Annotated in this window: 29 protein-coding genes and 1 pseudogene; 16 read left to right on the forward strand and 14 right to left on the reverse strand. The window is 67.1% G+C overall.

What is annotated here, in order from left to right; translation table 11 throughout:
- Positions 1–27: 27 nt before the first annotated feature.
- Positions 28–1,344 (reverse strand): UDP-glucose/GDP-mannose dehydrogenase family protein, encoded by a 1,317-nt coding sequence (locus tag KA419_12395; GenBank protein ID MBP7866737.1) that lies wholly within the window; start codon positions 1,342–1,344, stop codon positions 28–30.
- A gap of 1,069 nt (positions 1,345–2,413) precedes the next feature.
- On the opposite strand from KA419_12395, the gene KA419_12400 reads away from it, so the two are divergent.
- The 4 genes from KA419_12400 to KA419_12415 all read left to right on the forward strand — a co-directional run bounded on the left by KA419_12400 (position 2,414) and on the right by KA419_12415 (position 7,673).
- Positions 2,414–2,713, forward strand: a complete 300-nt coding sequence (locus tag KA419_12400; GenBank protein MBP7866738.1) for an FHA domain-containing protein — start codon at positions 2,414–2,416, stop codon at positions 2,711–2,713.
- 63 nt (positions 2,714–2,776) lie between these two features.
- The gene (locus KA419_12405; GenBank protein ID MBP7866739.1) at positions 2,777–6,343 is read left to right on the forward strand and encodes a cyclic nucleotide-binding domain-containing protein; all 3,567 of its coding nucleotides are present in this window, start codon (positions 2,777–2,779) and stop codon (positions 6,341–6,343) included.
- A gap of 16 nt (positions 6,344–6,359) precedes the next feature.
- Complete coding sequence (locus KA419_12410; protein MBP7866740.1) at positions 6,360–6,908, forward strand: hypothetical protein; 549 nt, start codon at positions 6,360–6,362, stop codon at positions 6,906–6,908.
- Entirely contained in the window at positions 6,909–7,673 is a 765-nt protein-coding gene (locus KA419_12415) for a porin family protein (GenBank protein ID MBP7866741.1), read from the forward strand. It begins immediately after the preceding gene.
- A gap of 237 nt (positions 7,674–7,910) precedes the next feature.
- Here KA419_12415 and KA419_12420 read toward each other — a convergent pair whose 3' ends face one another.
- On the reverse strand, positions 7,911–8,450 hold the full coding sequence (locus KA419_12420; protein MBP7866742.1) for a hypothetical protein: 540 nt from the start codon (positions 8,448–8,450) through the stop codon (positions 7,911–7,913).
- Between the two features lie 265 nt (positions 8,451–8,715).
- Between KA419_12420 and KA419_12425 the strand changes: the two genes are divergently transcribed.
- The 3 genes from KA419_12425 to KA419_12435 all read left to right on the forward strand — a co-directional run bounded on the left by KA419_12425 (position 8,716) and on the right by KA419_12435 (position 9,825).
- Positions 8,716–9,129 carry a sel1 repeat family protein gene (locus KA419_12425; protein ID MBP7866743.1) on the forward strand — a complete coding sequence of 138 codons (414 nt, stop codon included), beginning with the start codon at positions 8,716–8,718 and terminating at the stop codon, positions 9,127–9,129.
- Positions 9,130–9,389: 260 nt separating this feature from the next.
- Positions 9,390–9,611, forward strand: coding sequence for a type II toxin-antitoxin system HicB family antitoxin (locus tag KA419_12430; protein ID MBP7866744.1), 222 nt, complete (start codon positions 9,390–9,392; stop codon positions 9,609–9,611).
- Positions 9,604–9,825 carry a type II toxin-antitoxin system HicA family toxin gene (locus KA419_12435; protein ID MBP7866745.1) on the forward strand — a complete coding sequence of 74 codons (222 nt, stop codon included), beginning with the start codon at positions 9,604–9,606 and terminating at the stop codon, positions 9,823–9,825. The genes KA419_12430 and KA419_12435 overlap by 8 nt, the downstream gene beginning before the upstream one ends.
- Here the strand turns inward: KA419_12435 and KA419_12440 are convergent.
- From KA419_12440 to KA419_12490, 11 genes are all read right to left on the reverse strand, one after another.
- Positions 9,782–11,131: an SLBB domain-containing protein gene (locus KA419_12440; GenBank protein MBP7866746.1), complete on the reverse strand. Its 1,350-nt coding sequence runs from the start codon at positions 11,129–11,131 to the stop codon at positions 9,782–9,784. The two genes, KA419_12435 and KA419_12440, sit on opposite strands and share 44 nt — an antisense overlap.
- 112 nt (positions 11,132–11,243) lie before the next feature.
- The gene (locus KA419_12445) at positions 11,244–11,513 is read right to left on the reverse strand and encodes a EutN/CcmL family microcompartment protein (GenBank protein MBP7866747.1); all 270 of its coding nucleotides are present in this window, start codon (positions 11,511–11,513) and stop codon (positions 11,244–11,246) included.
- Between the two features lie 24 nt (positions 11,514–11,537).
- A complete protein-coding gene (gene eutM, locus KA419_12450) occupies positions 11,538–11,822 on the reverse strand; it encodes an ethanolamine utilization microcompartment protein EutM (protein MBP7866748.1) in 285 nt (94 codons plus the stop codon).
- A gap of 252 nt (positions 11,823–12,074) precedes the next feature.
- Complete coding sequence (locus KA419_12455; GenBank protein MBP7866749.1) at positions 12,075–12,443, reverse strand: hypothetical protein; 369 nt, start codon at positions 12,441–12,443, stop codon at positions 12,075–12,077.
- A gap of 571 nt (positions 12,444–13,014) precedes the next feature.
- Entirely contained in the window at positions 13,015–13,788 is a 774-nt protein-coding gene (locus KA419_12460; GenBank protein MBP7866750.1) for a class I SAM-dependent methyltransferase, read from the reverse strand.
- Positions 13,789–13,860: 72 nt separating this feature from the next.
- The gene (locus tag KA419_12465) at positions 13,861–14,142 is read right to left on the reverse strand and encodes a PIN domain-containing protein (protein MBP7866751.1); all 282 of its coding nucleotides are present in this window, start codon (positions 14,140–14,142) and stop codon (positions 13,861–13,863) included.
- Between the two features lie 9 nt (positions 14,143–14,151).
- On the reverse strand, positions 14,152–14,487 hold the full coding sequence (locus tag KA419_12470; GenBank protein ID MBP7866752.1) for a type II toxin-antitoxin system PemK/MazF family toxin: 336 nt from the start codon (positions 14,485–14,487) through the stop codon (positions 14,152–14,154).
- Positions 14,488–14,736: a transcriptional regulator/antitoxin, MazE gene (locus KA419_12475; GenBank protein ID MBP7866753.1), complete on the reverse strand. Its 249-nt coding sequence runs from the start codon at positions 14,734–14,736 to the stop codon at positions 14,488–14,490.
- A gap of 327 nt (positions 14,737–15,063) precedes the next feature.
- Positions 15,064–15,678 carry a hypothetical protein gene (locus tag KA419_12480; protein ID MBP7866754.1) on the reverse strand — a complete coding sequence of 205 codons (615 nt, stop codon included), beginning with the start codon at positions 15,676–15,678 and terminating at the stop codon, positions 15,064–15,066.
- A gap of 146 nt (positions 15,679–15,824) precedes the next feature.
- Positions 15,825–16,049 carry a DUF433 domain-containing protein gene (locus KA419_12485; protein MBP7866755.1) on the reverse strand — a complete coding sequence of 75 codons (225 nt, stop codon included), beginning with the start codon at positions 16,047–16,049 and terminating at the stop codon, positions 15,825–15,827.
- 355 nt (positions 16,050–16,404) lie between these two features.
- On the reverse strand, positions 16,405–16,731 hold the full coding sequence (locus KA419_12490) for a hypothetical protein (GenBank protein ID MBP7866756.1): 327 nt from the start codon (positions 16,729–16,731) through the stop codon (positions 16,405–16,407).
- 154 nt (positions 16,732–16,885) lie between these two features.
- On the opposite strand from KA419_12490, the gene KA419_12495 reads away from it, so the two are divergent.
- The 9 genes and pseudogenes from KA419_12495 (at position 16,886) to KA419_12535 (ending at position 23,607) form a co-directional block, all read left to right on the forward strand.
- Positions 16,886–18,343 carry a trimethylamine methyltransferase family protein gene (locus KA419_12495; GenBank protein MBP7866757.1) on the forward strand — a complete coding sequence of 486 codons (1,458 nt, stop codon included), beginning with the start codon at positions 16,886–16,888 and terminating at the stop codon, positions 18,341–18,343.
- Positions 18,340–19,029: a hypothetical protein gene (locus KA419_12500; protein MBP7866758.1), complete on the forward strand. Its 690-nt coding sequence runs from the start codon at positions 18,340–18,342 to the stop codon at positions 19,027–19,029. The genes KA419_12495 and KA419_12500 overlap by 4 nt, the downstream gene beginning before the upstream one ends.
- 52 nt (positions 19,030–19,081) lie before the next feature.
- Positions 19,082–19,723: a corrinoid protein gene (locus KA419_12505; protein ID MBP7866759.1), complete on the forward strand. Its 642-nt coding sequence runs from the start codon at positions 19,082–19,084 to the stop codon at positions 19,721–19,723.
- 552 nt (positions 19,724–20,275) lie between these two features.
- Positions 20,276–21,169: a homocysteine S-methyltransferase family protein gene (locus KA419_12510; GenBank protein ID MBP7866760.1), complete on the forward strand. Its 894-nt coding sequence runs from the start codon at positions 20,276–20,278 to the stop codon at positions 21,167–21,169.
- A 309-nt stretch (positions 21,170–21,478) separates the two neighbouring features.
- Positions 21,479–21,961, forward strand: a pseudogene (locus KA419_12515) (hypothetical protein).
- Positions 21,962–21,964: 3 nt separating this feature from the next.
- On the forward strand, positions 21,965–22,534 hold the full coding sequence (locus KA419_12520) for a hypothetical protein (protein MBP7866761.1): 570 nt from the start codon (positions 21,965–21,967) through the stop codon (positions 22,532–22,534).
- A gap of 71 nt (positions 22,535–22,605) precedes the next feature.
- Positions 22,606–22,875 (forward strand): hypothetical protein, encoded by a 270-nt coding sequence (locus KA419_12525; protein MBP7866762.1) that lies wholly within the window; start codon positions 22,606–22,608, stop codon positions 22,873–22,875.
- Position 22,876: 1 nt separating this feature from the next.
- The gene (locus KA419_12530) at positions 22,877–23,281 is read left to right on the forward strand and encodes a type II toxin-antitoxin system VapC family toxin (protein MBP7866763.1); all 405 of its coding nucleotides are present in this window, start codon (positions 22,877–22,879) and stop codon (positions 23,279–23,281) included.
- Between the two features lie 20 nt (positions 23,282–23,301).
- Positions 23,302–23,607, forward strand: a complete 306-nt coding sequence (locus tag KA419_12535; GenBank protein MBP7866764.1) for a hypothetical protein — start codon at positions 23,302–23,304, stop codon at positions 23,605–23,607.
- Here KA419_12535 and KA419_12540 read toward each other — a convergent pair.
- Complete coding sequence (locus tag KA419_12540) at positions 23,579–25,525, reverse strand: GAF domain-containing protein (GenBank protein MBP7866765.1); 1,947 nt, start codon at positions 25,523–25,525, stop codon at positions 23,579–23,581. The two genes, KA419_12535 and KA419_12540, sit on opposite strands and share 29 nt — an antisense overlap.
- Position 25,526 lies beyond the last annotated feature (1 nt).

Here is a 25,526-nt window from a genome sequence, read left to right on the forward strand (position 1 = left end):
CCGCACTCCACAAGCGGGTGAAGGGCCTCAGACCGGAAGCTCGGCGGCGCGGCCGATGGGGTAATAGGTGAACCCCAGGTCCTTCATCTCCTTCGGGTTGTAAATGTTGCGGCCGTCGAACACCACGGGGGACTTCATCGTCCGCTTCATCTCCCCGAAGTCGGGGAAGCGGTACTCGTTCCACTCGGTGACCAGCACCAGGGCGTCGGCGCCCTCCAGCGCCTCGAAGTTGTTCTTCGCGAAGTGGATGCGGTCCCCCAGGATCCCCCGGGCGTTGGGCACGGCCACCGGGTCGTGGGCGGACACCGTGGCGCCCGCGGCCAGGAGCCGGTCGATGATGACCAGGGCGGGGGCTTCCCGCATGTCGTCGGTCTTGGGCTTGAAGGAGAGGCCCCAAACGGCGATGCGGCGTCCCGCCAGGTCGCCGCCGAAGTGAGCCAGGACCTTGTCGGCCACCACGTGCTTCTGGGCCTCGTTGACGCTCTCCACGGCGTCGAGGACCTCCATCCGGCAGCCGTGCTCCCGGGCGGTCTTGATGATGGCCTTCACGTCCTTGGGGAAGCAGGAGCCGCCGTAGCCGGCGCCGGCGAAGAGGAAGCGCTTGCCGATGCGGGAGTCGGAGCCGATCCCCGCCCGGACGGCGTCGATGTCGGCGCCCACCTTCTCGCAGAAGCGGGCGAACTCGTTCATGAAGCTGATGCGGGTAGCCAGCATGGCGTTGGCGGCGTACTTGGTGGTTTCCGCCGAGCGGATGTCCATGATGACGATGGGGTTGCCGGTGCGGACGTAGGGGCCGTAGAGCGCCTTCATCAGCTCGGCCGTCCGGACGTTGTCCGTGCCGATGACGATGCGTTCGGGCATCATGCAGTCGTCCACCGCGGTCCCCTCCTTGAGAAACTCGGGGTTGGAGACCACGTCGAACTCGGCCTTCGTGTGCCGCGCCAGGACCTCCCGGACCCTGTCGGCGGTGCCCACGGGGACGGTGCTCTTGTTGATGATGACCCGGTAGCCGTCCATGAGCTTGCCGATGGTTTCAGCCACCGCCAGGACGTGGGAGAGGTCCGCCGAGCCGTCCTCGTTGGGCGGGGTCCCCACGGCGATGAAGAGGATGGTGGACTTCGCCACGGCGTCCGCGGCGTCGCAGGTGAACGCCAGGCGGCCGGCCGCCACGTTGCGGGCGATCATGGGCTCCAGGCCGGGTTCGTAGATGGGGCACACGCCCCGGTTGAGGCCGTCCACCTTCTCCTTGTCGATATCGACGCAAATGACGTGGTTGCCCGTCTCCGCGAAGCAGGTGCCCGTCACCAGCCCCACGTAACCGGTCCCGAATACGGATATGTTCATGCGAATGCCTCCCGGGCGGAATGAAACACCGATATTACCAGAAACCCAGGGAGGGGTAAAACGATTTGTCACGCTCCAAACTGCCGAAGCCCGGGTCCGGGCGCCCACTTTCCCCTTGAAATGGACCGGGAAAAGGAAGTATGATCCCCGCAATGGCCGAGGCTCTCCGAAATCGAAGGAAGCAATGATGATGCGAGCGAACGCGACCCCTACGGCGAGATCGGACGGACGCGGTGCGTTCCGCTTCCCCGTGTTTTCCACCCTGTGCCTTGGCGCCACGGGGTGGGCGGCTGCCCGGCAGACGGCCGGGGCCCCGCCCGCCCAGCCCCAGGCCGGGACCGTGACGTGGGTGCTGTGGATCTGCGCCATCATCGGGGCCCTGGCGTTCGTGGCCGTCATCACGGCGCTGGTGATCCGGATGATCTCCCAGAAACCGAGAGTGCCCGAGAAGGGCGGCGGAAAGCAGACTGCCGGGCATCGTCCGGCAGGCGACTCCTGGCTGGAACCTGCCCCGATGCCCGGCCCCCCGTTCGCGGATCAACCCTATGGCGCGATTTCCCCGCCGGGGTACCCGGGGGATGCCGGCCCCTACGGCCCCATGCCCGGTCCCGCGCCCGGTCCCCCGGCCGCCCCCCGCGGCGCCCCGGGCCCGGCGTACCCCGGGCCGGCCCCCTACCCGCCGCCGGGCGGCTACGCCCCCGCCCCGCCGGCACCCCGCCCCGCCCCGCCGCCGGCGCCCTATCCACCGTATCCCGAACCGCCGTCTCCTTACGGGCCGGGGCGGACCCCCGGCGCCCCCGGGAGCCCGGCGGCGTTCCCGCCTCCGGCCTGGGGGCCGCCCCCGCAGGAACCGGCACGTCCGCTTCCCAAGACCCGGATCCTGCCCACGATCGACGCCCCGGCGTCTCCCCCGTTGCCCCGGCCCGCGGCCCCGCCGGCTCCGCAGGCCCCGCCGGCGCGACCCGCCGCGGCCGGTTTCCCGGCGCCGCCTCCCCCGTTCCCGCCTCCCCCTCCGCGGGCGCCGGAGATCCCGACGCTCCACGACGAGGAGAGCGGCGACAAGACCATCATGGCGGATCAGTCTCCCCCGGAGACGCTGGTGGCCGAGAAGGGTCCCGTTGCCGGGTCCAGCTTCTCGCTGAAGTCCCGGGTACGCATCGGGCGGGCTCCGGACAACGAGATCACGCTTCCGGACAAGAAAGCCTCACACCACCACGCCATTCTGAATATCCTGGCCGGGCGGTTGGTGCTGACGGACCTGAACAGCACCAACGGCACCACGCTCAACGGGATCCGGGTCAGTGAACCTACCGAGGTGCACGCGGGTGACCGGATCATCATCGGGGACTCCTGTTTCGTGGTTCGATAACGCGGCCGGCCCGGCCGGGGCGGTCGTGACCGGCGGGCCGGTCCCCCGAAAGGCAGTGGAACGATGAAGGACAAAGAACTTTCCGAGGGTCTCCCGCCGGCAGCGCCCCCGGCGCCCTCCCCCCCGGCGCCCCCCGGCCCGGCGGCGAAAACCGTCTTCGCCGTGCGCACGCACGGCGCCCTGCAAGTCCCCGTCATCCGGCTCGGTAACCCGGACGTGCTGGTCATTCCCGGCGCCATCCACTACTCGCGCGACGCCGTCGAAACCGAGACCCTCCAGTGGCCCCCGAAAAAAACGCAGGACGCCACCGACCTTCCGATCCGCCTTCCCCTGACCCGGTGCAGGGGAACGGGCGAGCTTCACCTGGACCCCTCCTTCGGCGAATACCACGTGATGAGCCTGGACGACGAAGCCTGGATCCTGCCCCGGAAGTATTTCGTGGCCTGCGAGATCACCCTGAACGTGGTGAAGCTGATGGAAGAGGGGGCCGGGACCGGGCCGCCCGGGGATACCGAACCGCTCCTCCGGGTCGCCGGGACCGGGACGCTCCTTGTCATCTCCCCCGGGCCGGTGGAGCGCATCCCGCTGGACGGCGCCCACCCCCTCGTCGCCTCCCCCTCGGCCCTTCTGGCCCGGGAGTCGGGGGTCCGCTGCTCCGGGGTCCCCCAACCTGCCGGCGCCGGGGAGACCGGGGATACCGCGTCGGCGCCGACGCCCCGCGTTCTCCGCGGGCCCGGGAACGTGCTCCTCTGCCCGGTCCCCAACCCCCGCTCGACCCTCTGCCCCCACGCGGAGTTCATCCCGCCCCCGAACCCCGAGGTCTTCCAGGCGCTTCGGCGGGTGGCGATCTTCCAGGAGCTTCCCGACGAGGTCCTGGAGGGGTTGGCCCGCCGCTCCGTGCTGGAAAGCCGGCCCGCGAGGGAAACCGTGTTCAACGCGGGGGACGAGGCCGCGGACCTCTACGTGGTGGAGTCGGGGGCCGTGGAAGTTCTTCGTCCCGCCGCTCCCCCCGTGCCGCCGGTGTGCATCTCCGTCCTGGGGCCCGGCGAGTGCTTCGGGGAGATGGCCCTCCTGTCGGGCGAGCCCCGTTCCGCGACGGTGAGGACCACGGAAGCGGCCACGCTGGTGCGGATCACACGGGGGGATTTCCTCCACCTGGTGTCGGAGGCGTCCGTTTACCGGCGCATCGTGAAAATGCTCTGCGACCGCCTGCGCTCCTCCACCACGCGGATCGAAGAGGCGAGGAGGGCCCATCTCTCCCTCAGCCGGCGACTCCAGGGGTACCGGGAGTTCGAGAAGGACCGGGCGGCGGGGTCCACCTCGGCCGCGAGGGAACTCGAGCAGGTGATAGCCGCCGCGGCCGCCTGCGACGGTCCGGTCTTCGTGGAAGGGGAGGAGGGGTCGGGCAAGAGCCTCGCCTGCGCCCTCGCCATCCGGAAGAGCCGCCGCGCGGAGGGCCCGGTCATCGTGGTGGACTGCCCCCGCGGGGGCGTCACGGCCGCGACGGAGATCTTCGGCCAGGAGGAGGGCCCCGAGGGGTCCGCCCAGTGGGGCGCCCTGGAACTCTGCGCCGAGGGGTCCGTGGTGATCGAGGAACCCCAGGCCCTCGGGCCCGTGGCCCGCGAACAACTGCTGCAGGCGCTGAGGACCGGGAAATTCCGCCGCATCGGGGGCAGTTCCGAGGTGCCGCTTTCGGCGCGGGTCTTCGTGACCCGGCGCCTGAAGCCGGACGAGGTCTCCCACACCGCCGCCCCCGGCCTGAAGAACCTCTTCACCGGCGGGGTGATCTCCATCCCCCCGCTGCGAAACCGCCGGAAGGACATCCCGGAGATCGTGGGCACCCTGGGGACCAAGCACGCCGAAGCCGCGGGGGTCCCGAACCCGCAGATCTCCCCGGCGGCCATGGAGCGCCTCGTCAGCTACGATTGGCCGGGGAACGTGGGCGAGTTGGACACGGTGATCCGCCGGGCCTTCACCCTCGCCCCCGAGGGGCGGATCGACGCCGAGCACATCCTCATCCACCTGCCGCCCGGCATCAAGCAGGGAAAGGTGGACCTCTTTCGCCTGCCGTGGCTCAAAGCCTTCCTCAAGAGTTCTTTCTACCCGCTGATCCTGCAAATCCCCGCTCTGTTCGTCCTGGGCCTCATCGCCGTGTACTGTTTCGTCGGGCCCCAGTCCGAGGACAACTTCGCCCTGACGCTCACCTGGCCCATCTGGTGGGCGGCCCTCCCCCTCTCCTTCCTCTTCCTCGGGCGCATCTGGTGCAGCATCTGCCCTTTCGCCCTGGTCAGCTCGGGGATCCAGAAGGCGGGCGGGCTGAAGTTGCCGATCCCGAAGTTCTTCCGGCGGCTGGAAATCTGGCCCATGACGTTCCTCTTCCTCTTCCTGACGTGGGCGGACGAGTACTGGCACTACCCGGACTACCCGTGGATGACCGGGGTCGTGCTGGTTTCCGTCTTCGGCGGGACCGTCCTCATGAGCCTGATCTTCGAGCGGCGCACCTGGTGCCGGTACTTCTGCCCGCTGGGCGGTGTGAACGGCGTCTACTCCAGCGCCTCGTTCCTGGAGCTGCGCACCAACATCGACGTGTGCTCCAACGAGTGCACCGACCACCGCTGCATCGCCGGGGACAACCGGCGCCCCTGCCCCATGCTGGAGCGCCCGCTGGCCATGGACACCAACCAGAACTGCAACCTGTGCATGAACTGCCTGAAGGTCTGCCCGCACGGGGCGGTGCACCTCTACCTGCGAAAGCCGGGGGCGGAGATGTGGGAGATGCGGAAACCGCTCCTCTCCGCCGGGGTCCTCGCCGTGCTCCTGTCGGGCGCCATGCTGCTCCACGCTTTCTGCAAGTACCTGGGGGCGTGGGGCCTCGGCCTCAAGGACGCCCCCCCCGCCATCTGGTTCGGCCTCGCCACCGACGAGGCGGCCTGGACCCTCGGGTACATCCTCATGCTGGTGGCGGTGATGGGGATCGTCATGACGGCCGCCGCGGTCTCCACCGGGATGGAGAACGGCGTCTTCAGTTCGAACCTGGCCCACTACGGCCTCACCTTCGCCGTTATGGCCGTTCTTCAGCACATCACCCTCGAGGGCGCCGAATTCTTCGCGGAGGGAATCCCCGATGGGGTGGCCCTGGTGGCGGGCTGGCTCGGGGGCAACGCGGACCCGGAGGCGTACGTCCTCTTCACGCCGCTCCTGGTGAGGCTGGTCCAGGTGTTCCTGGGAGTCTGCGCCCTCGTCCTGACGCTCTACGCCATCGACCGGGTCTCGAAGCAGCGGGGGGAGGAGGGAAGGCGGTCGCCGGGGGCCCTGCCCTTCCACGCGGCGGCGGCCCTCCTGGGCGCGATGTTCGTGGTCTTCATCGTCACGGCGCCGCTGTCTCCCCCGGGGGAGGCGCCCGCGGAAAAGCCGCCGGCGGCGGTCCAACCCGCCCCGCCGGGGGCCCCTGCCGCCCCCGCGCCGGCCGCCCCCCGGCCGCGTCCCGCCACACTGCGTTGGACAAACCCCGGTGACCCCGGACCGGACGCACCGTCCGGCGGGACCCGTGCGGCCGGTGCACGCGGGAGGCACGCCGCGCGGGTGGGACATCCAACCTCCGTAAAGAAGGGCTTCGGCTATCATCTGTGAGAAGAAGGAGACACGCATGGAAGTGATCAAGCCCCCCGATCCACCCGAACCGAACGTGCAGACACCCGCCGAGCCCGAGCTGGACCCGGCGAAGCTGGAGTTCCACCTGCGGCGGTTGCGCGACGAGCAGAGCCTTCTCAGGGGCTTTCTCGGCGGGGCCGTGGCCGCGCTGGTCGGGGCCGCCATCTGGGCCGGCGTCACCTTCGGCACCGGGTACCAGATCGGCTGGATGGCCGTGGGGGTGGGCTTTCTCGTGGGTTTCGCCATTCGCCTGACCGGGAAAGGGATCGATCCGAAGTTCGGCGTGATGGGCGCCGTGCTCAGCCTCGCCGGCTGCCTGATCGGGAACTACCTCACCGTCTGCGCCGTCCTGGCAAAGGAACTGCACACCCCCTTCTTCGACCTGCTCACCAGCGTCGACTTCAACTTTGTCCTGCTGGTGATGAAAGAGACGTTCAGCCCCATCGACCTCGTGTTCTACGCCCTGGCGGTGTTCGAGGGCTACCGCTTCTCCATTCGCGGGCTGACGGACGAGGAGAAGGCAAAACTTGGAAAAGGAGTCTGAATGAAAAGCATTTGCAGGTTCCTGGCGACCGGTCTGCTCCTGGCGGCGGGGTGCGCGCCGGTCGCGTCCCAGGGGTTCCACGGGGTGGTGGAGGGCGGGTGGCTCTTCACGCACGCCACCGAGTACCGCGACGTCCACCCGGCACAGAACCCCCCGACCCCTCTCTACGGCGTGGGCTACCGGGCGGCCGGCGATTTCGGCAACGCGGTCGCCTGGGGCGTCGGTCTCGGTTACAAGCCGTTCCCCTTCGTGCGGCTCGACGCGCGGTTCACCGATTACCCCTCCCTCACCTTCTCGGGGCAGAGCAATTTCCTCACCCCGCCGGCCCCGGAGCCGGTCCGGGGGAAAGTCCACGCCGACTCGCTCCTGGCCGGCGCCTACCTCGACCTGTCAGGGGTCCCGGGAGCGCGCCTCGGCCGGTTCCGTCCCTACCTGGGGGCCGGGGTGGGGTTCTCCGTGAACCGGCAGCAGCCCATGGTGCTGTCCTATCCTTCGCTCGCCGTCCCGCACACGCTCACCACGCCGGGGGGGACCCGGGCCGATTTCGCCTGGAAGGCGTGCGTCGGCTTCTCCTTCCCGCTGGTGAGCCGGCTCGTGCTCGACCTGGAGTACCGGTACACCCGCCTGGGGAAAGCCGTGACCGACGAGGGCGACGCGGTGATGGTTCGCCCGTCCATCGGGCAGACGACGATCATCCACATCGGCGAGACCTACGCGCCGCTCCGCTTCCACGGCCTCTTCGCCGGGGCGAGGGTGAGCTTTTGAGCTTTCGCGGACGGGACGGGGCGAGGGCGGGCTTCCCGGCCTCGTGAGACGGACCCGGTCGCGGGCGAACCGGCTGAAGATCGGAAGGGTTTCGCGGCATCCGTCGCCGGATCGGACGGATCGGTCGGATCCGACCGATCGGTCCGATTCAACCCTCCCGGTGAGACGGCCGGCCCCGCGCAGAGCGGCCGGCATCGACGCGGTTCCGGCCCTTCCGTTTCCGGGCCGGGCCCCGGGTCAAGGGACGAGGGCGAAGGACTCGAAGAACTTCCGGCACTCCTCGCTGTCGATCGCCGCCTGGTCGAAGTTCATGTACATCAACTGGTAGAGACGGTTTTTCACGAGGATGAGGTCCGCCCGGCCGTGGATGGTCTTGCCGGACTTCGACCCCGTGAACGTGAAGGAACGCCCCGGGTTGCCGCTCACCGTGATGTCTTTTTCGCTGTTCAGCTTGCCGTTCATGCTGCCCAGCGCCCCGCGGCGTCCGCCGTCGAAGAACTCCCGTTTCGAGCCGACCTGGTCCAGGATCGCGGCGGGGAAGTCGTTGAACCCCACCACGCACGCCCCCTCGTCCCGTTCAGCGGTCACCATCACGAACTCGATGGTGTCGCCGTTGGGCAGCGGAGCTTTCTCCCGGGTTTCCTTCGCCGTGGACAGCCCGGCCGGGAATGTGACCTTGTACTTCCCCTCGTTCGACGTGTAGTCCTGGGGACCCCTCAGGCAGCTGGCACTGGAGGCGAGAAAGGCGGCGATCAGGATGAGGGCGGTTTTTCTCATGGTTCTCCTCTTTTCCCGAGATGATCGTTCGACGGGTGAAACCTCCCCGAGAGGAGGTCCCCGGGTTCGCGTGCGGAGTGTTTCAACAAGGTCCTTGCAGTGGCTGGTTCGGAAGCCGCGATAGCCATGTTATTGTAATCCCGGTCCCGGGCGGGATCAAGCGGTTTGTGCCGTAGCTTTCCGCACCGCGCGGCGGGTCGGCGCATCCAACGGGCAGGCGGGCCCTTCGGCGGGTCCCCCGAACCCCACTAGGAGAAAAGAACGGATGATCAACGCAAAATCGAACGGTTCCGACCCCATTCTCTGCCGTGCCGAGGCCGGCGAGGCCGGGGCCCAGTACGAGATGGGCTGCCGGTTCTACGACCGGGGCGACTACGCCGCGGCGCTGGAGTGGTACCGGAAGGCCGCGGCCCAGGGCCACAACAGCGGGCTCTGCGACACGGGCTACTGTTACCGGAACGGCTACGGCGTCGCGCAGGACTACGCCGCGGCCCTCCCCTTCTACCGGCAGGCCGCCGGTCAGGGCTGCCCCACGGGGGCGTTCTGGCTGGCCCACGCTTACGAGCACGGCGAGGGGGTCGACGTCGACCTCGCCGAAGCCCGGCGCTGGTACGGGATCGCCCGGGACCGCGGGGACGCGGACGCCAGCGCGGCGCTGGCCCGGCTGGGGACCGTCTGACGCACCGGCGTGTCGGGATACCGTTCAGCCTCGGGTAACGCAAGCCCGAGGCAACCATCCTTCAGACCCGGGCCAGAATTTCCGGGAAGCGGTGACAATCCTCCCTGGGGCTGTAGGCAATTTTTTATGTCTCCATGATTTTTTATAGTCCATGCGCTCCCAAGGCGCAATGGCGTTGACAGGTCTGGACGACTCCGGTATGCTGAAACCAGGCGCCGAACCCAGTATCAAACCCCTGTGGATGGAGGGTCAGAGATCATATGCTCAGACGATTGACCGCGATTATCGAGAGAGAAGGCGACGGCTTTGTCGCGCTCTGCCCGGAATTGGACATCGCCAGCCAGGGGGAATCCATCGAAGAGGCCCGGGCCAATCTCCGGGAAGCGGTGGAACTTTTCTTCGAATGTGCTTCGGAATCGGAAATTCACCAACGCTTTCATGAGGAGATCTATGTGACTCAACTCGAGGTTGCCGTTGGGTAAGCTGAAGGTCCATTCCGGGGCCGAGGTATGCAAAATACTCTCTGCAATGGGATTTCAGGAAGTCCGACGCAGAGGGAGCCATATCGTGATGCAAAAGGACGTCCAGGGTGGGACGATTACCGTCCCGGTACCCGATCACCTGGAGTTGCGGGTCGGGACTCTTCTCTCCATCATCCGCCAGTCCGGCCTTCCCCGAACCCTGTTCGAATCGTGACCGAATCCCCCACCGATTCCACCGTGCCCGCGGCGGGGGCGTGAACCGCCGCCGAAGGCCCGCCGTCCGCGGGACGGCCGATCACCTGGCCGGCCTCCACGCACTCGCCGGGCTGCACCGCGGCGACGGCGGGCCGGCCGGCGTGCTGCTGCAGGGGGACCCGCAGGGCGGCCGGAAGCGGGAATTCCCCCGCGAAGCGGTGCGGCGCCAGCCAGGCGTTCAACTGGAGTTTCGCCATCACTTTTTTCGTCGGGACGGCCACGCAGGAGGCCTCGGGGGGAGGGGCCGGTTCCGGCGGCACGACGCCCTGGGGCCGCGGGACGACACGCCGGGCCTCCAGGATCAACCGGCGCGGGGAGAGGTCGAAGGGGCAGGCGATCAGCGAGCAGAGGCCGCAGCCCGAGCAGTTGAAGAGGGTCGGGGAATGGAGGGCCCGGTAGTCCCGCCGGGCGCCCACCAGGCGCATCAGCCGGTGCGGGGCGAGGTCGTGACCCAGGAAGCGGCGGGAACAGAGTTCGCTGCAGCGGGCGCACTGGCAGCAGGCGTGTTCGGCGACCCGGGCGGAGTAGGCGAGGGGGCGCAGGCGCTCCAGGACGGCGGGGTGGTCCGGCGGGAGGGCAACCACCCCGGAGGTCGTCTTGCGCACCACGTCGTCGTCCGAGGCCAGCGCGCCCATCATCACGCCGCCCTCCACCAGCCGGGCCCCGGCGACGCGGACACCCCCGCAGGCCGCCACCAGGTCGCCGAAGCGCGTCCCGAGGGGCACGTCGAAGGTGCCCGGCTCACGGACGGCCCCGCAGACCGTCACCAGCCGCCGGGTGAACGGGACCCCCGCCAGCGCGTCGTCCACGGCCTTGAGAGTGGCGGCGTTCCCCACGTAAATCTTTTCAAAAGAGGGGATTACGCCTTGGGGGAGCGTCCGGCCGAGGGCGGCGCGGATGACGAACAGTTCGTCGCCGGAGGGGTAGACGTCGTCCAGGAGCACGGCCCGGAAACCGCCGAGCGGGGCCAGGGCCTCGGCCAGGGCGGCGTTCTTCCGTTTGACGGCCAGGACCACGTCAGCCGCCCCGCAGCCCGAGGCCACCGCCCGGGCCCCCCGGATCACGGCCTCGCCGTGGCGCTTCAGCGTGAAATAGTCGCAGTCCAGGAGCGGCTCGCACTCGGCGCCGTTGACGATGACGGCGTCCAGCCGCGGGCGGAACTTGAGGTGAGTGGGGAAGCCGCCCCCGCCCATGCCGACCACGCCGGCGTCGGCCACGCGTCGGCAGAGTTCGTCGTAGGTCAGGAGCGAGGACTTTCTCTTCATGCGATCCCGTGCGCAAAAAGGAAGCGCGGGCGTTGCCGGCCTGCCGGGGATCCCCCCGGGTGCCGGACACGCCCGCGCGGTGCTCTCGGTCCCCCCCCGGACGGAGGGGTCATCAGCCGTTGAACGAGATGGTGTCGATGATGGCGATGATGGCGGCATCCACGGGGTGGTCCTTCATCCCGTGGGAGAGCCGGGCCGAGGAACCCGCCACCATCAGCACGGTCTCGCCCGCCCCGGCGCCCACGGTGTCCACGGCGATGACGTGGCCCGCCGGCGCGCCGTTCTCGGGGTTGATCTTCTCCACGATGAGAAGCTTCTTCCCTTCCAGTTTCGGGTCTTTCCGGGTGGCCACCACGGTCCCCCGGATGCGGCCGATGATCATGGGGTCAACCTGCGGTGCCCCGGCCTATTTCTTCGCGCGGGGAACGATGGGCAGGACCTCGTCCAGGTTCATGTGCGGGCGCGGGATCACGTGGACCGCCACCAGTTCGCCCACTTTGCGGGAGGCCGCCGCGCCGGCGTCCGTCGCCGCCTTCACCGCCGCCACGTCACCGCGGACCACCGCCGTGACAAAGCCGCCGCCGGTCTTCTCGTAGCCCACCAGGACCACCTTGGCGGCCTTCACCATTGCATCGGCGGCTTCCACCATGGCGGGAAAGCTCTTGGTTTCGATCATGCCCAGGGCTTCCATTGAATCGGACATCGTTCCTCCTGTCATCCTTTCTGTTTCTACGGGTTTTTCACCCGCAACGGGTTCGATCATTGTAGAAGAACCCGCCCCGCTTTGCAAATGGAAATTCACGGTCCCCGCGGGGGTGCAAGCGGATGTCTGCACGCTTATCGCGGGAGCGACCCGCCATTTCGGAAAAACACGACACCGGAAATGGGATTCCCGGAGGAGCGGGGACGGAAATCGACGCTCCCGTCCCCCGGTCTCCGGCAATCAGTGGGTCTCGGCAACGGGCTTTCCGTCGATGATCTTGAGCACGCAGGTGCTGATCTCGGTCAGGTCCAGCCGGGTCCAGACGATGCTGGTGCCCTCGTCGTCGGTGACCTTGAGGTCCCACAGCTCCGCATCCTCTTCGGGGTCGAAGCTGATCTCGCAGGTCTGCCCGTCCACGAGAATGTCCGTGGTGAGGATGTCCGACCCCCAGTGGTTGCTGCTGGCGGGCGAGATGTGGACTTCCTGGATGTCGACGCCGGTCTTGTTGACGAGCTTGAAATCGAGCTGGGCGTTCTCCGCCGGGACGACCCCGGCGAGGAAGGTCAGGGCGGCCAGGCACAGAATGGCTCTCGCAAGGACTCCTCTCATGTGGCACCTCGAAGAAGGAATTTTGAAACGCGGCGATTGCAATATTATCAGAGTCCCCCGCCCGGGGCAATCCGAGATTTCGTGGGTTCGCGCTTCCCGTGACCCGGAACCCGGAACGCGGGCCTCGTCGTCGGTGCGCCCGAACCTGTAGAGCAGTTCGGCCACCGTCAAGATGCTGATGCCGAACCGCTCGTCATCCCGCCCCAAAACAAGTCCCTCGATCATTCCTCTGCTGTGCTCCAGCGTCCGGATCATTTTGACCACTGATCACACTAATTCACACTGATGGGGAGATTGGTGGGGATCTGCGGTGAAACCGAACTGATGTTGGCCATAGTTGACGGGTTCGCAAAAAGTCTGAAAACGAAGGGGAAAGTGTATGTAAGGCCTTTGTTTGAGCCATCGCCCGGAGGGTGATGGTACTTTTTGCGTTGCCGTCATATTTAATATTAGTGTCGATTAGTGAAATTAGTGGTTTTTCCCCCGGGCTCCGGAGACGTTTGGGTCGGATCCGGGTGGGGATTCGTGTGGTTGGTGTGGTTCGTGGTTTGTTTTTCTGTAGTCACGGGGTTCACTTCCCGGCGGGTGGGACGGAGGCGAGGAGGACGAGCTGGTCGGACGACTCCGGGTCGAAGGGGCGGCGGTCGTATCCGGCGAAGGTCTCCAGCCGCCTGAACCCCGCCTCCCGGGCGAGCCCCACCAGGCGGCCGGGGCCAACGGGACGCTGGACGGCCGTGAGGACCCGGGTCTGCACCCGCTCGCCCTCCCGGGTGACCACGACGATGTTGAGGTCGATGCGGTCGCCCCGGTGGTGGAAGACCCGCAGGAAGGTGACCTCGTGACCGTCCAGGGCGGACGCCGTGGCCGGCATGATCCGGAGCCGCTCGCGGGCGAGCTTGTCCCAGTTGAAGATGTGCACGACGGCGATCCCGCCGGGGCGGAGCATGCCGTGCATCTGCCACAGGGCCCGGGCCACGTCGGCGTCGGTGGGGGCCAGGGTGAGGGAGTTGCCGAGGCAGACCACCGCATCGAAGCGCTCCACGCCGGCAAAACCCTTGAGAAGCTCGGTGAAGGAGCAGACCCGGAAGTCCGCCGCCACCTCTTCGCGCCGCGCGTTCTCCCGGGCGGCCTCCACCATGGTGGGGGCGAGGTCGGATCCGTGGGCCTCCAGGCCGAGCCCCGCGAACTGGATCACGTGCATCCCCGTTCCGCAGGCGCAGTCCAGGACCCGCTTCACCCCGCGCTCCACGAAGAGTCGCGGGAAGAAATCCCCCTCGTTCCGCTTACGGGTCTCCCAGGGGAACATGTGGTCGTAGACGGTGGAGAAGTCGTCGAAGATGGTCATGCTTCACCCTTGCCTGTCGCTTGCGGCGGCACCCCCACGGCGGCGCCTCTTCATCTCCCGGTTGCGGGCGCCTCAAGAGAAAGGGTTGCAAACCGTGATGCCGAAATACTCCCGACCCTCGGCGAGGTCTTCCGAGTAAAGCGTGCGGCACCCTGCTCGTTCAGCCGCCGCCACGATCAGGGCATTCCACCAGGAAATGCGGTACTCCCGCTCGGCATCCTTCGCCCGCAGAACCAGCAACTTGTCCATCGGGACCGGTTCCCAGGCCATCAGGGCCTTGACGTCATCCCAGGCCCGCTGGGGTGAAAGGCCGGGAGTCAGCTTCCGCGTGACCGTGACGTAAAACTCGTTCAGCTGCGATCCTCAATAAATGCACGCGTCGAGAATCGACAGGACTTCGTCGAGCACCTCGTCCGGGGCCTTCCCGATGATTTCGGCCTTCCGGGCGCGGAAATCCACCGACTTGACCTGCTCCACCATGACGAACCCGTCCACTCCCGGCATCCCCGCTACCGCGACGTGAAAGGGGAACCCCCGGACCGTTCGGGTCAGCGGGCAGACGATGGCCAACCCCGTTCGTTCGTTGAAGAGGGTATTGCTGACCACCAGCGCCGGGCGGCGTCCCCGTTGCTCGTGCCCGGATTGCGGGTCGAAGGTGATAGTGATGAAATCACCCTTCTCGGGTATTCCCGCCTTCATTTACCACTCCTCCCGGCCGACGGGAGCACCCCACTCTTCCTCGCCGACCTGGCTGCCTTCGGGAATGCGGGACACCAGCGTTTCCAGCCTCAACCGTCCTCTGACCCGCCTCACGGGCGAGATCACGATCAACCCATCCTTCACATTGACCTCGACGTCGTCGCCGACGTTCAAGTGCACATCCTGCAACACCTGTCGGGCCAATCGGAGTCCCTGACTGTTCCCCCACCTCTGGATTTTCGTTTGCATCGGTCAGCCCCCTGAAAGATATACATAGTATATACATCCCGGAGAAGCAAGTCAACCTGTGATTTACCTCTGCTTGACAGCCGCGGCGGGCGGGCGAAAGGAATCGGACACCCACTTTTTTTGTGTTGGGGGCGAGGTCCGACCCGCAGGCCGCTAGGCCCATCCCAGCGAACTGGATCACGTGCATCCCTGTGCCGCAGGCGCAGTCCAGGGCCCGCTTCACCCCGTTGCCCTCGAAGATTCGGGGAAAGAAATCCCCCTCGTTCCGCTTCCGGGTCTCCCAGGGAAGCATGTGGTCGTAGACGGTGGAGAAGTCATCGAAAATGGTCATGGTCCGGAAGCTCCGTCTTGCCGTTTTCGGCATCGGTCCCACGTCACCAGTTTTTCCGCCAGGAAGATCGCACCGAAGAGTAACCAGAACAGGCAGAACCCATTGAGGTAACGCTCCTGATGCAGTGTGAAAAACGCCCGGGCAGCTACAAGCGCCAACCCGAAGCAGAGGATGAAGAGAATCCACACCAGATTGATCACGGCCTGCTGTGGCGCTTTCCTGGAATGCCGTGGAACACGACCGGTGACCTGTTCCAGCCAGCGGCCGATCCCAAACCACAAAATCCAGTAAGCCGCACTGGCGATGAATGCGCAGACCCAGAAATAAGCGGGGTTGGGGACCCAGATGAAAATCAAGAAGAGCGGGAAGCAAAGGATGACGACCGGCAGGAGCATTCCCAGGGTAATCTGTTCTTTCTCGGTTATTTCCCAGAATACGGTTCCCAGATAGAACCCTGATCCATCAGCAGTCCTGGAGTCGATTTTCTGCTCGTTTTCCCTTTCAAGCGCGCGGACAGGCGAAGGAGGATAGCAGGCGACGACCATCATGACTGCGGTCAGGGTCGCCAGCGTCGGCAGAAGGAATCTGTTCAGGATTGAACGTCTCTTCATCACCTTGACTCTCCATCTGATCTCGTAGCGGATCAAAGGTCGCGCCGGCGTGTTTTTCGAGGGGTGATGACATGGATATCAGCCTCAAGCCGAGTCCCCGTAGACGCCCGACGATTCTGTAATCGACGCTCTCATCCGCTATCAGACTAGCCGACAAGGATTTCCTCCGTCGCCAGGATGGCGGCCGAATAGGCGAGGGCCGCCAGAATCCCTTCACGGGGCACCTGGGGGTAGGCCTGCTGGAGTTCGTCCATCGGCATGCTCTCGGAGAGCTTGCGAAGGATCAGTTCCACCGATATCCGGGTTCCCCGGATAACGGGTTTGCCGACCAATACTTCCGGGTTTGACTCGATCCAGAGATGATAATCCATTTTCGGCCTCCGTTTCTTCGATCATAACACAGAATTTTTGCAGTTCGGCCGCGATCACGATCAGCTCAGGTAAGCTCAGGGACACTCACTTGACCATTCCCGGAAGGGCGGGCCGCGGCGGCGCGAATGCGGGATGGCCATCCGTCAAGCCAGAAACGAATCGGAGCCGCGCGCGTAAGCAAGCGGTAAGATTTTCTCACCCTTACCGCTCCCTAACGGTCGCGGCTCCGACTGTTTTTTCTGGAGAGCGCATCGAAGGCGGTACCGATTCCGGTACCGCCCCCGGGGGTATCGGCGTAGTCTCCCGGTCCCTTGCTCCTCATCTCCACCGGAGATATCGACCCCAGGGGATTCCCTACGGTTCGAAGGGACAGCGGATAGGCTTGCCCTCGAGGTAGAACCGCAACACGCACTTGTTGCAGGAGACGCAGCGGGCCTTCGCGCGGTCGCCGGCCGCCTTCGCCCGCCGGGCCGCATCGCCGTAGGCGGCGGCAACCTCCCGAATCCGGTCTCCCTCCGCGGGGCACTCCTGCCGGTTGGGACTCCGGTACTCACAGAGGGGAGCGTCCACAGAGAAGGAGGATGCGAAGGGGGCCCCGCCGATCGCGCGCTGGTGCTTCGCCGCCCACATCCCGGCGTGGGTCAGTTGGAAGGCCGCCCCGGCCCCGCCCGCGTGGATCATCCATTTCTCGACATCTACAGTACCCGCGAGCCTCGATCGACCACGGCTTGACAGCCGCCGCTTGCTGGCGTATTCTGCCCCCAAATTCCCGTGAAGCCGCGTCCGGAAGACCCCGCGGCCGAAGGACGGACGGCTCGCGCCCCGGAGGGTGAACATGCGCCCCAAGCTTCGGTTGCTCACCGACGACCTGATCCGCTCCATCGTGGACGAGGCCCGGGAGGTCCTTCGCGTCCTCGGCGTGGAAATCAACAACCCCGAGGCCCTGGCCCTGCTGGGCGACCACGGGGCCGAGGTGGACCTGAACACCCGTCGGGCGCGGATCCCCGGCGCCCTGGTGGACAAGGCCCTGACCACCGCCCCCCGCGAGTTCCGGCTCCACGACGTCGCGGGGCAGCAGACCCACCACTTCGCCGGGGACAACGTCCACTTCACCCCGGGCTCCGCGGCGCTGAACCTGCTGGACAGCGACACCGGCACCCTCCGCCGCCCCGACACGGCCGACTACGTCCGCTACTGCAAGGTGGTGGCCCGCTGTGCCCACATCGCGGCCCAGAGCACGGCCATGATCCCCGGAGACGTCCCCGAGCGGGTCTCCGACAGCTACCGGCTCTACCTCAGCCTGCGCCACTGCACCAAGCCCGTGGTGACGGGTGCCTTCACCGCCGACGCCTTCGGGGTGATGAAGGACCTGCAGGTGATCGTCCGGGGAGATGCAACGGCCTTGCGGGAGAAGCCGCTCACGGTCTTCTCCTGCTGCCCCACCGCCCCGCTGAAGTGGTGCCACGAGACCTCCCGGAACCTGATGGACTGCGGCCGGAGCGGCATTCCGGTGGAGTACATCTCCATGCCGCTCACGGGCTTCGTCTCCCCCGTCACCCTGGTGGGGAGCCTGGTGCAGCACACCGCCGAGACCCTCAGCGGGGTTGTGATCAGCCAGCTCGCCGCCCCCGGCGCCCCGGCGCTCTACGGGGGCTCGCCCGCCGCCTTCGACGTCCGGTACGAAACCACCCCCATGGGCGCCACCGAAACCATGATGCTGGACTGCGCCTACAGCGAGATCGGCAAGTTCCTCGGCTTCCCCACCCAGGCCTACACCTCGCTCTCCGACGCCAAGCTCCTGGACGCCCAGGCGGGGATGGAGGACGCCATGGGGGCCGTGCTGGCCGTCCTCTCGGGGATCAACAGCGTGTCGGGGCCCGGGATGCTGGACTTCGAGTCGTGCCTGAGCCTCGAGAAGCTGGTCCTGGACAACGAGCTGTGCGGCATGGCCCTGCGCCTCGCCCGCGGGATCGAGCCCCGGGAGGACTTCCCCGCGGTGCCTCACTTCGAGGAATTGTTGCGGGAGGGGCACCTCCTGATCGCGAAACACTCGAGGAAGTACCTCAAGCTGGAACACCACTTCCCCGGCCCCGTCATCGACCGGGCGCAGCGCGGGCGGTGGCACGAGGAGGGCGCCACGACGATCCTGGAGCGCTGCCGCCGCGAGATCGCGCGCGCCGAGGCCGCCTGGGAGCCCCCGCCGCTGACGGACGGGGTGGGTGCCGCCCTGCGGGAACGGATGACGGCGGAAGCTCGGCGTTTCGGCATGGACGTCCTCCCCGCCGTCCCATGACCGGCGTGGCGGACACCCCGTTCGCACCGGCCGACATCCTCCCCTCCCGGGACGCGGTGACGGCGCTCCTCGGGGTCCCGCCCGGCCGGGGCGGGGGGCGGCTGGAGCGGCTCCTGGACGAGGCCCTGGCCGTGCTGGCCGACCTGGCAACGCCGGCGGGCCTCCGGCGGGCGGTGGAGGCCGGCGAGTTCGCGCGGATCTACCCGGGCGAGGGGCGGAACGTTTCCCCGTCGCCGCTGGAGAGTGTCCTCCCCGGGGCCCGGCGGCTGGCCCTGTTCGTGATCACCCTCGGGGAGGGGGTGAGCCGGCGGATCGGGGAGCTTTTCGAACGCGGCGACCCGGCGTCCGGGGCCGTGCTGGACGCCGCGGCGTCCGCGGCGGCGGAGCGGGCGGCGGACGCGCTGGAGGCCGGGTGGGCCGCGTCCTGGTCTTCCCCGGGCGACGGCCTGGTGACGCGGCGCTACAGCCCGGGCTACTGCGGGTGGGACCTGACGGGGCAGCGGGCGCTGCTGGCGGCGGTGGAGGCGGGCCGGATCGGGGTGAGCCTGAACGCGTCCTGCCTGATGTCGCCCCTGAAGAGCATCTCCGGGGTGATGGTCGCGGGGCCGGCGGGGATCCACCGCTACCGCCGGGTGTTCCCCTGCTGTGCCGGGTGTCCCGGGGCGGGGTGCCGGGCCGAGCCATGAGTGGGATCGTCCGGGCGTTTTCGAGCGGAAATTTAACGACGGAGGCGAGGGCATGAACGACGAGCGGCTGAAGGAACTGGCCGGGATCATCGAGGCGGGCGACGACGAGGCCGCGCGGGAGAAGGTCCGCGGGGTGGTGGCGGCGGGGCTCTCCCCCCACGACATCCTCAACGGCGGCCTGATCGCGGGAATGAACACCGTGGGGGACCTCTTCAAGGCCCACGAGATCTTCCTCCCCGACGTGCTCCTGGCGGCCCGGGCCATGCAGGCCGGCCTGGACGAACTGCGCCCGCTCCTGGTGCGGGACGGCATCCCCTCGCGGGGGAAGGTGGTGCTGGGGACGGTGCAGGGGGACCTGCACGACATCGGGAAGAACCTGGTGGCCATCCTCCTGCGGGGGGCCGGCTTCGAGGTGGTGGACCTGGGGAACAACGTGCCGCCGTCCGCCTTCGTGGATGCCGCGGAGAAGGAGAACGCCGGCGTCATCGGGATGTCCGCCCTCCTGACCACCACCATGCCCGTCATGCGTCAGGTGATGGACGAGCTTCGCGCGCGGGGCCTCGAGGGGCGCGTCCGGACGGTGGTGGGCGGGGCGCCCGTCTCCGAGGCCTGGGCCCGGGAGATCGGCGCCGACGGGTACGGCTGCGACGGCGCCGCCGCGGTGGACCGCGTCCGGGCCCTGCTGAGTGTTTGAGGGGGAAGGATGTTAGGCTGTAGGCTGTAGGTCCGGATGTTTATACCTTCGGAATCGGTATCGGAATCGGTATCGGTATCGCAGTCGCAATCGCAGTCGCAGTCGCAATCGCAATCGTAGTCGCAGTCGCAGTCGCAATCGTTATCGCAGCCGCAGCCGCAGCCGCAATCGGCATCGGAATCGCAGCCGGTATCGGGGCGAGTACCGGAATCGGACTTCGGATCAGCGAAGGCGCCTGGCAAAAAAGCGCGAGGGTCCCGGGCAGGACGGCCCATGATCCCTGAAGGGAAACAACGGACAATTCGGCGGCAACCATGATCCCGACCGCGACGGCGAGACTGATGCCAATCCCGACAGCGAGAGCGACGGCGACACCGGTCCCGATACCGACTGCGGCTGCGATACCGACTGCGATACCGATTGCGATACCGATTGCGATACCGATTGCGATACCGATACCGATTCCGACCCCGATGGTATCCGCTTCCGGACCTACAGCCTACAGCCTATAGCCTAGAGTCTAGAGTCTAGAGTCTATCCCACGGAGGCACCATGAACGACATCCTGCAACGCCTGCGCGCCGGCGAGGTCCTGGTGGCCGACGGGGCCATGGGGACGCTCCTCATGGCCCGGGGCCTTCCGGCGGGGCACTGCCCCGAGTGGTTCAACCTCGAACATCCTGAGGTCCTGGAGGAAATCGCCCGGCGCTACACCGAGGCCGGCGCGGACCTGGTCCAGGCCAACACTTTCGGCGGCTCGCCCCTGAAGCTGGCCCCCTTCGGCCTGGCGGACCGGGCGGCGGTCATCAACCGCGCCGCGGTGGAGGCCGCCCGGCGCGGGGCGGTGGGGCGGGCCCATGTGGCCGCCTCCGTCGGCCCGACGGGGAAGCTGCTCAAGCCCCTCGGCGACGCCGACCCCGCCGAGGTCCTCGACGGCTACCGCCTCCAGATGCGCGCCCTCTTCGAGGCCGGGGCGGACCTCGTCTGCGTGGAGACCATGACGGACCTGGACGAGGCCGTGATGGCGGTCCGGGCGGCGAAGGAGGCGGCCCCGGGCGTCCCGGTGTCGGCCTCCATGACCTTCGACCGGGCCCGCCGCGGCTGGTTCACGATGATGGGGGTCGGCACGGAGAAGGCGGTGCGGGGCCTGGAAGCGGCGGGCGCCGACCTCGTGGGCGCCAACTGCGGCAACGGCATCGACGCCATGGTGGAACTGTGCCGGGAACTCCGGGCCCTGACCACCCTCCCCCTGGTCATCCGGCCCAACGCCGGGATCCCCGCCGGCGTCGGGACCGACCTGGCGTGGCCCGAGGATCCGGATTACTTCGCGGAGCGCGCACCGGCGCTCCTGGCGGCCGGGGCGAACGTCCTCGGCGGCTGCTGCGGCACCGGCCCCGACCACGTCCGGGCCCTGCGCGCCGCCGTGGACGCCCGGGGTCACGGATAGGAAATCGGTTTTTCGCTGATCCGTGGGCATGGGGGGAAATCAACCGGTCATGGGGTGAAAGTCCATCCTTGACAACGTTGATGCACCCGCAAAAAGTCGCGAAAAGGAGATATCCCGCGAATAACGCCAATGTGCGCGAATTTATAAAACTAATAAATTCTTTGATTTATTGGATTCCGATTCGCGCTTGTTCGCGTGATTCGCGGGCTGCCAGGGACTTTTGCGGGACCGTCAACGTTACCCAAAACCGGTAAAAATATTTACCGGACTGGCCATAAAGTGGTCAAAATATTTGCCTGGCGGAAACTGATGCTCGAAATGATCAAGCGCATCCTGTTGGATTTTCAGGAATCCCGGCCAGAGACGGGCGTGCCCAGGCGCTTGCGTGTGGCAACCGTTCCCGGTAAGGCAACCGTCTGCATCGGGGCGCGCCGGAGTGGCAAATCGACCTACCTGTTCCAGGTCATGGAACAGTTGGCCGCCGGTGGCGTCAGTCGGGAAAACATCCTGTAGACGTACCAGACGCTGGTGACGGATTTCGTGGGCTGGTTCGAGGACGCCTACTTCCTCTTCAGCGTCCGTCTGTTCGACGCTTCGCTTTCGCGGGTCAACGCCAACCCGAAGAAGATCTATTGCGTGGATCACGCCCTGGTCTCCTTGGTCTCGTCCGGTATCCTCGTGACGCGGAGCGAGGAAGCGTGCATCGACGTTCCGGGAGGGTCCGTCGAAGTGGTCCCCGCGTGGCGTTTCCTGTTGAAACTGCCCGAAAGGGAAAATGAAACCCGGAGGTGAGTCATGGACGACCGATTCCGATACCCTGCCTACCTGGTGCGCAAGAAAATCCTGAAGCTTTTTGGTGGGGAGTTCCGTGTCTACGACCCGCTGGGGAACCTGGTGTTCCTCTCGAAGCAGAAGGCCTTCAAGCTTCGGGAGGACATCCGGCTCTACACCGACGAGAGCATGTCCCGGGAGGTGCTGGCCGTCAACGCCCGCCAGATCCTCGACTTCTCCGCGGCCTACGACGTGTTCGACAGCGGGACGAAAACCAAGGTGGGCGCCCTGAAGCGGCGGGGGTTCAAGTCACTCGTGAGGGACGAGTGGATCGTCATGGACCCGTGGGACCGGGAGATCGGCAGGGTCCGGGAGGACAGCCTGGCCCTGCTGCGCCGGTTCGTCAACCTTATCCCCCAGAAATTCCACATCGAGGTGTCCGGCCGGCCGGTCTGCCGGATCAAGCAGAACTTCAACCCCTTCACGCTGAAGCTCCACGTGGACTTCGGCCCGGACCCGGCCTTCACCTTCGACCGCCGCCTCGGCTTGGCGGTGGCGGTTCTGCTCTGCGCCATCGAGGGGCGCCAGGAATAGGGAGAACGGGGTCTTGCCGGATTCATGAATTCGGAGTAAAATATCATGAAGATGGCGTCTGGAGCGTTGAAATGGCAAACCTGCAGATCAAGAACATCGACGAGGAACTGTACGCCAAGATCCGGAAGCTGGCCGAGCGGGAGCACCGGTCCATCAGCCAGGAGATCCTCTTCCTGGTCCGGGAGCGCCTGGCGAGAACCGGGGCATCGGACCGGGAAACCACCGCGGAAAGGCTGGTCCGCCTGGCCGGGTCCTGGGAGGACGACCGGAGCGCCGAGGAGATCGTGGAGTCCCTGCGGCTCGCCCGGAACCGGACCCGTCGGGTGAGCCTGGAGGACTGACGTGTACCTTCTGGATACGGACACCGTCGTCTTCCTGCTCAGAGGCAACGAACCCGTGCGGCGAAATCTGGAACTCCACCGCCTCGCCCCGATCCGGATCAGCGCGGTCACCCTGATGGAACTCTATTACGGTGCCTTCAAATCCGGCCGGCCAGAGGCGAACGTCGCCCGGGTCCATGCCGTCGAGCGGGCCGCGGAGATCCTCCCCATCGAAAGGGAAGCCGCGGAGGTCTTCGGGATGCTGAAGGCCTCCCTGGAAAAGGCAGGGACCCCGCTGGACGATTTCGACCTGGCCATCGCGGCCTGCGCCCTGACGAACAAGCTGGTGCTGGTCACTCACAACACCCGCCATTTCCAGCGGGTCACCGGGCTGGTCCTCGAAGACTGGACCCAGGCCGGGGGATGAGGCGGCAAGGGCCTGTTTTCATGAGAAACGCCCCCGTCGAAGTGCTGACCTACAGCGGCTGCCGGGCCGACGAGCGGCCCGAGGCGGTCGTCCTGGACGGCCGCCGCCGGGCGGTGACGGCAGTCCTCGCGCGCTGGCGGGAGCCGGACGGCGAGTGCTTCGAGGTGCGGCTGGACGACGGGTCGGAACGGCTGCTCCGCCACCGCGAACCGGAAGACCGTTGGGAAACGGAATTACAGTCCCCGGTGCTCCCACCCGGAAAAGCACCACGGATGAACACGGATCTGGCGAGAGGCCCTACCGGTGGTAGATTCCCGCGGCGATGAAGAGGCGGACGAGGGCGGGGTCGAGGGCGCCCCGGGCGGCCTCCTGCAGGATGATCTCCAGGGCCCGGTCCACGGGGACGGCCTTCTTGTACGGCCGGTCCGCGGAGGTCAGGGCGTCGAACATGTCGCAGACGGCGATGACCTTGGCCTGGAGCGGGATCTGCGTGGCGGAGTAGCGGAACGGGTAGCCGGTCCCGTCCATCTTTTCGTGGTGCATGGCGGCGATGAGCGGGACGCCGGCATAGTCGAAGCCCCACGGGATCAGCTTCAGGAAGTTGGCGGTGTGGACGACGTGCCGTTCCATCTCCTCCCGCTCCGCCTCGGTCAGGGTGCCCTTGGGGAGCTTGAGGACGGCGAGTTCCCTGTCGGTGAGGACGCGTTTCGCCTCGCCTTCGGTGGTGCGGTAGGTCAGGCCCGCGCACGCGTCGAGGCGGTCGGAGACCTTCGCTTCGAGGAAGGTCGGCCGGCACGCCTCGAGGATCATGGCCAGGTGCTCGTCGAGTTGCTGCAGCCGCTCGGTGAGTTCGGCTTCCACGCGCCGGCGGACTTCCTCCGGGAGGCGCCCGCCGGCCTGGTCGGCCAACCGGAGTTCCTCCCGGGCGGCCTCCAGCGCCACGGCCAGTCGAATACTCTCGAACCGCTGGAGAATCAGCGCCTTTTCTTCCGGGTAGAGCTTCTCGGGTTTCCCGAGGATGCGCTCGGGCACCCCGATCTTGCCGAAGTCATGGAGGAGCGAGGCGTACTCCATCTCCTTCATCTGCATGGTGTGGAAGGCGATGTCCTGGAAGGGCGGGTCCTCGCACCGGTTGACCGCCTCCGCCAGCCGGAGGGTCAGTTCCGAAACCCGCTTGGAGTGGCCCAGGGTGGTGGGGTCCCGGGATTCGACGGCGGTCATGGACGCGCGGACAAACCCCTCGAACAGCGCCTGCACCTCCCGGTAGAGGGTGGCGTTTTCCAGGGCGATCCCGGCCAGGGCGGCCAGGGCGCGGCAGATCTCCTCGGAGTGCTTGTCGAAGGGGAGGACGTTGTCCAGGAAGTCCCGGGACGCGCGGAGGCGGATGTCGGGGTTTCGTTTCCGGTTGATGAGCTGCACCACGCCGATGACCTCGGAGTTCTTGTTCAGGAGGGGGACCGTGAGCATGGAGTGGGACTGGTAGCCGATCCGCCGGTCGAAGCTCCGGTCGTGCCGCCAGCCGTTGAGGGCCATCGCCTCGTCGTCGTAGAGGTCGGCGATGTTGATGCTGGACATGGTGATGACCGACTGGCCCACGATGGAGTCGCTGGTGATGTCCATGGTGAACTCGTTGAAGTCCACGCCGACCGAGTCGTTCTGGGTGATCTTGAAGCGGAGGCGCGTCATCTCGCCCTGGATGCAGGGGTCCTCCACGAGGTACAGGGAGCCGGCGTCCGCCCCGGTCACGCTGCGGCACTTGGTCAGGATCACTTCCAGGAGCCGCTCGATGTTCCGCTCGGAGTTGATGGCGCGGTAGAGGGAGAGAATCTCGTCCAGTTCGAAGCGGGAGCGGTCCCGGGCGGGACGGGCCTCCGGGGTGAGCAGGGGCTGGAGGTCGCCGGTTTTCAGGACCCCGAGGTTGAAGACGAGGGCCCGGCTGTCCAGGGGAAGCTTCAGGCAGCACCCGACCCCCTCCAGGTCGGGGGGCGGGAGTTCCGCGAGGTCGTCCTCGAAGCCGAGAAGGAAGACCCGCTGGTAGAACCCGGTGCCCCCATGCATGGACTCGGTCCAGGCGGACGGCTCCTTCCACCCGGGGGGCCAGACGAATAGGGCTCGCCCCCGGTCGTTCCCGATCTCCACGGAGTCCGCCTGGATGCCGCAGACGGCGAAGCCGAGGGATCGCCCGTCGCGGATCATGAATTCAACCAGGTCCTTGGGTGTCGCGATGGGTTTGCTGGGGCTCACG

This window comes from Acidobacteriota bacterium (assembly GCA_018001935.1).
Lineage (GTDB): Bacteria > Acidobacteriota > JAAYUB01 > JAAYUB01 > JAAYUB01 > JAGNHB01.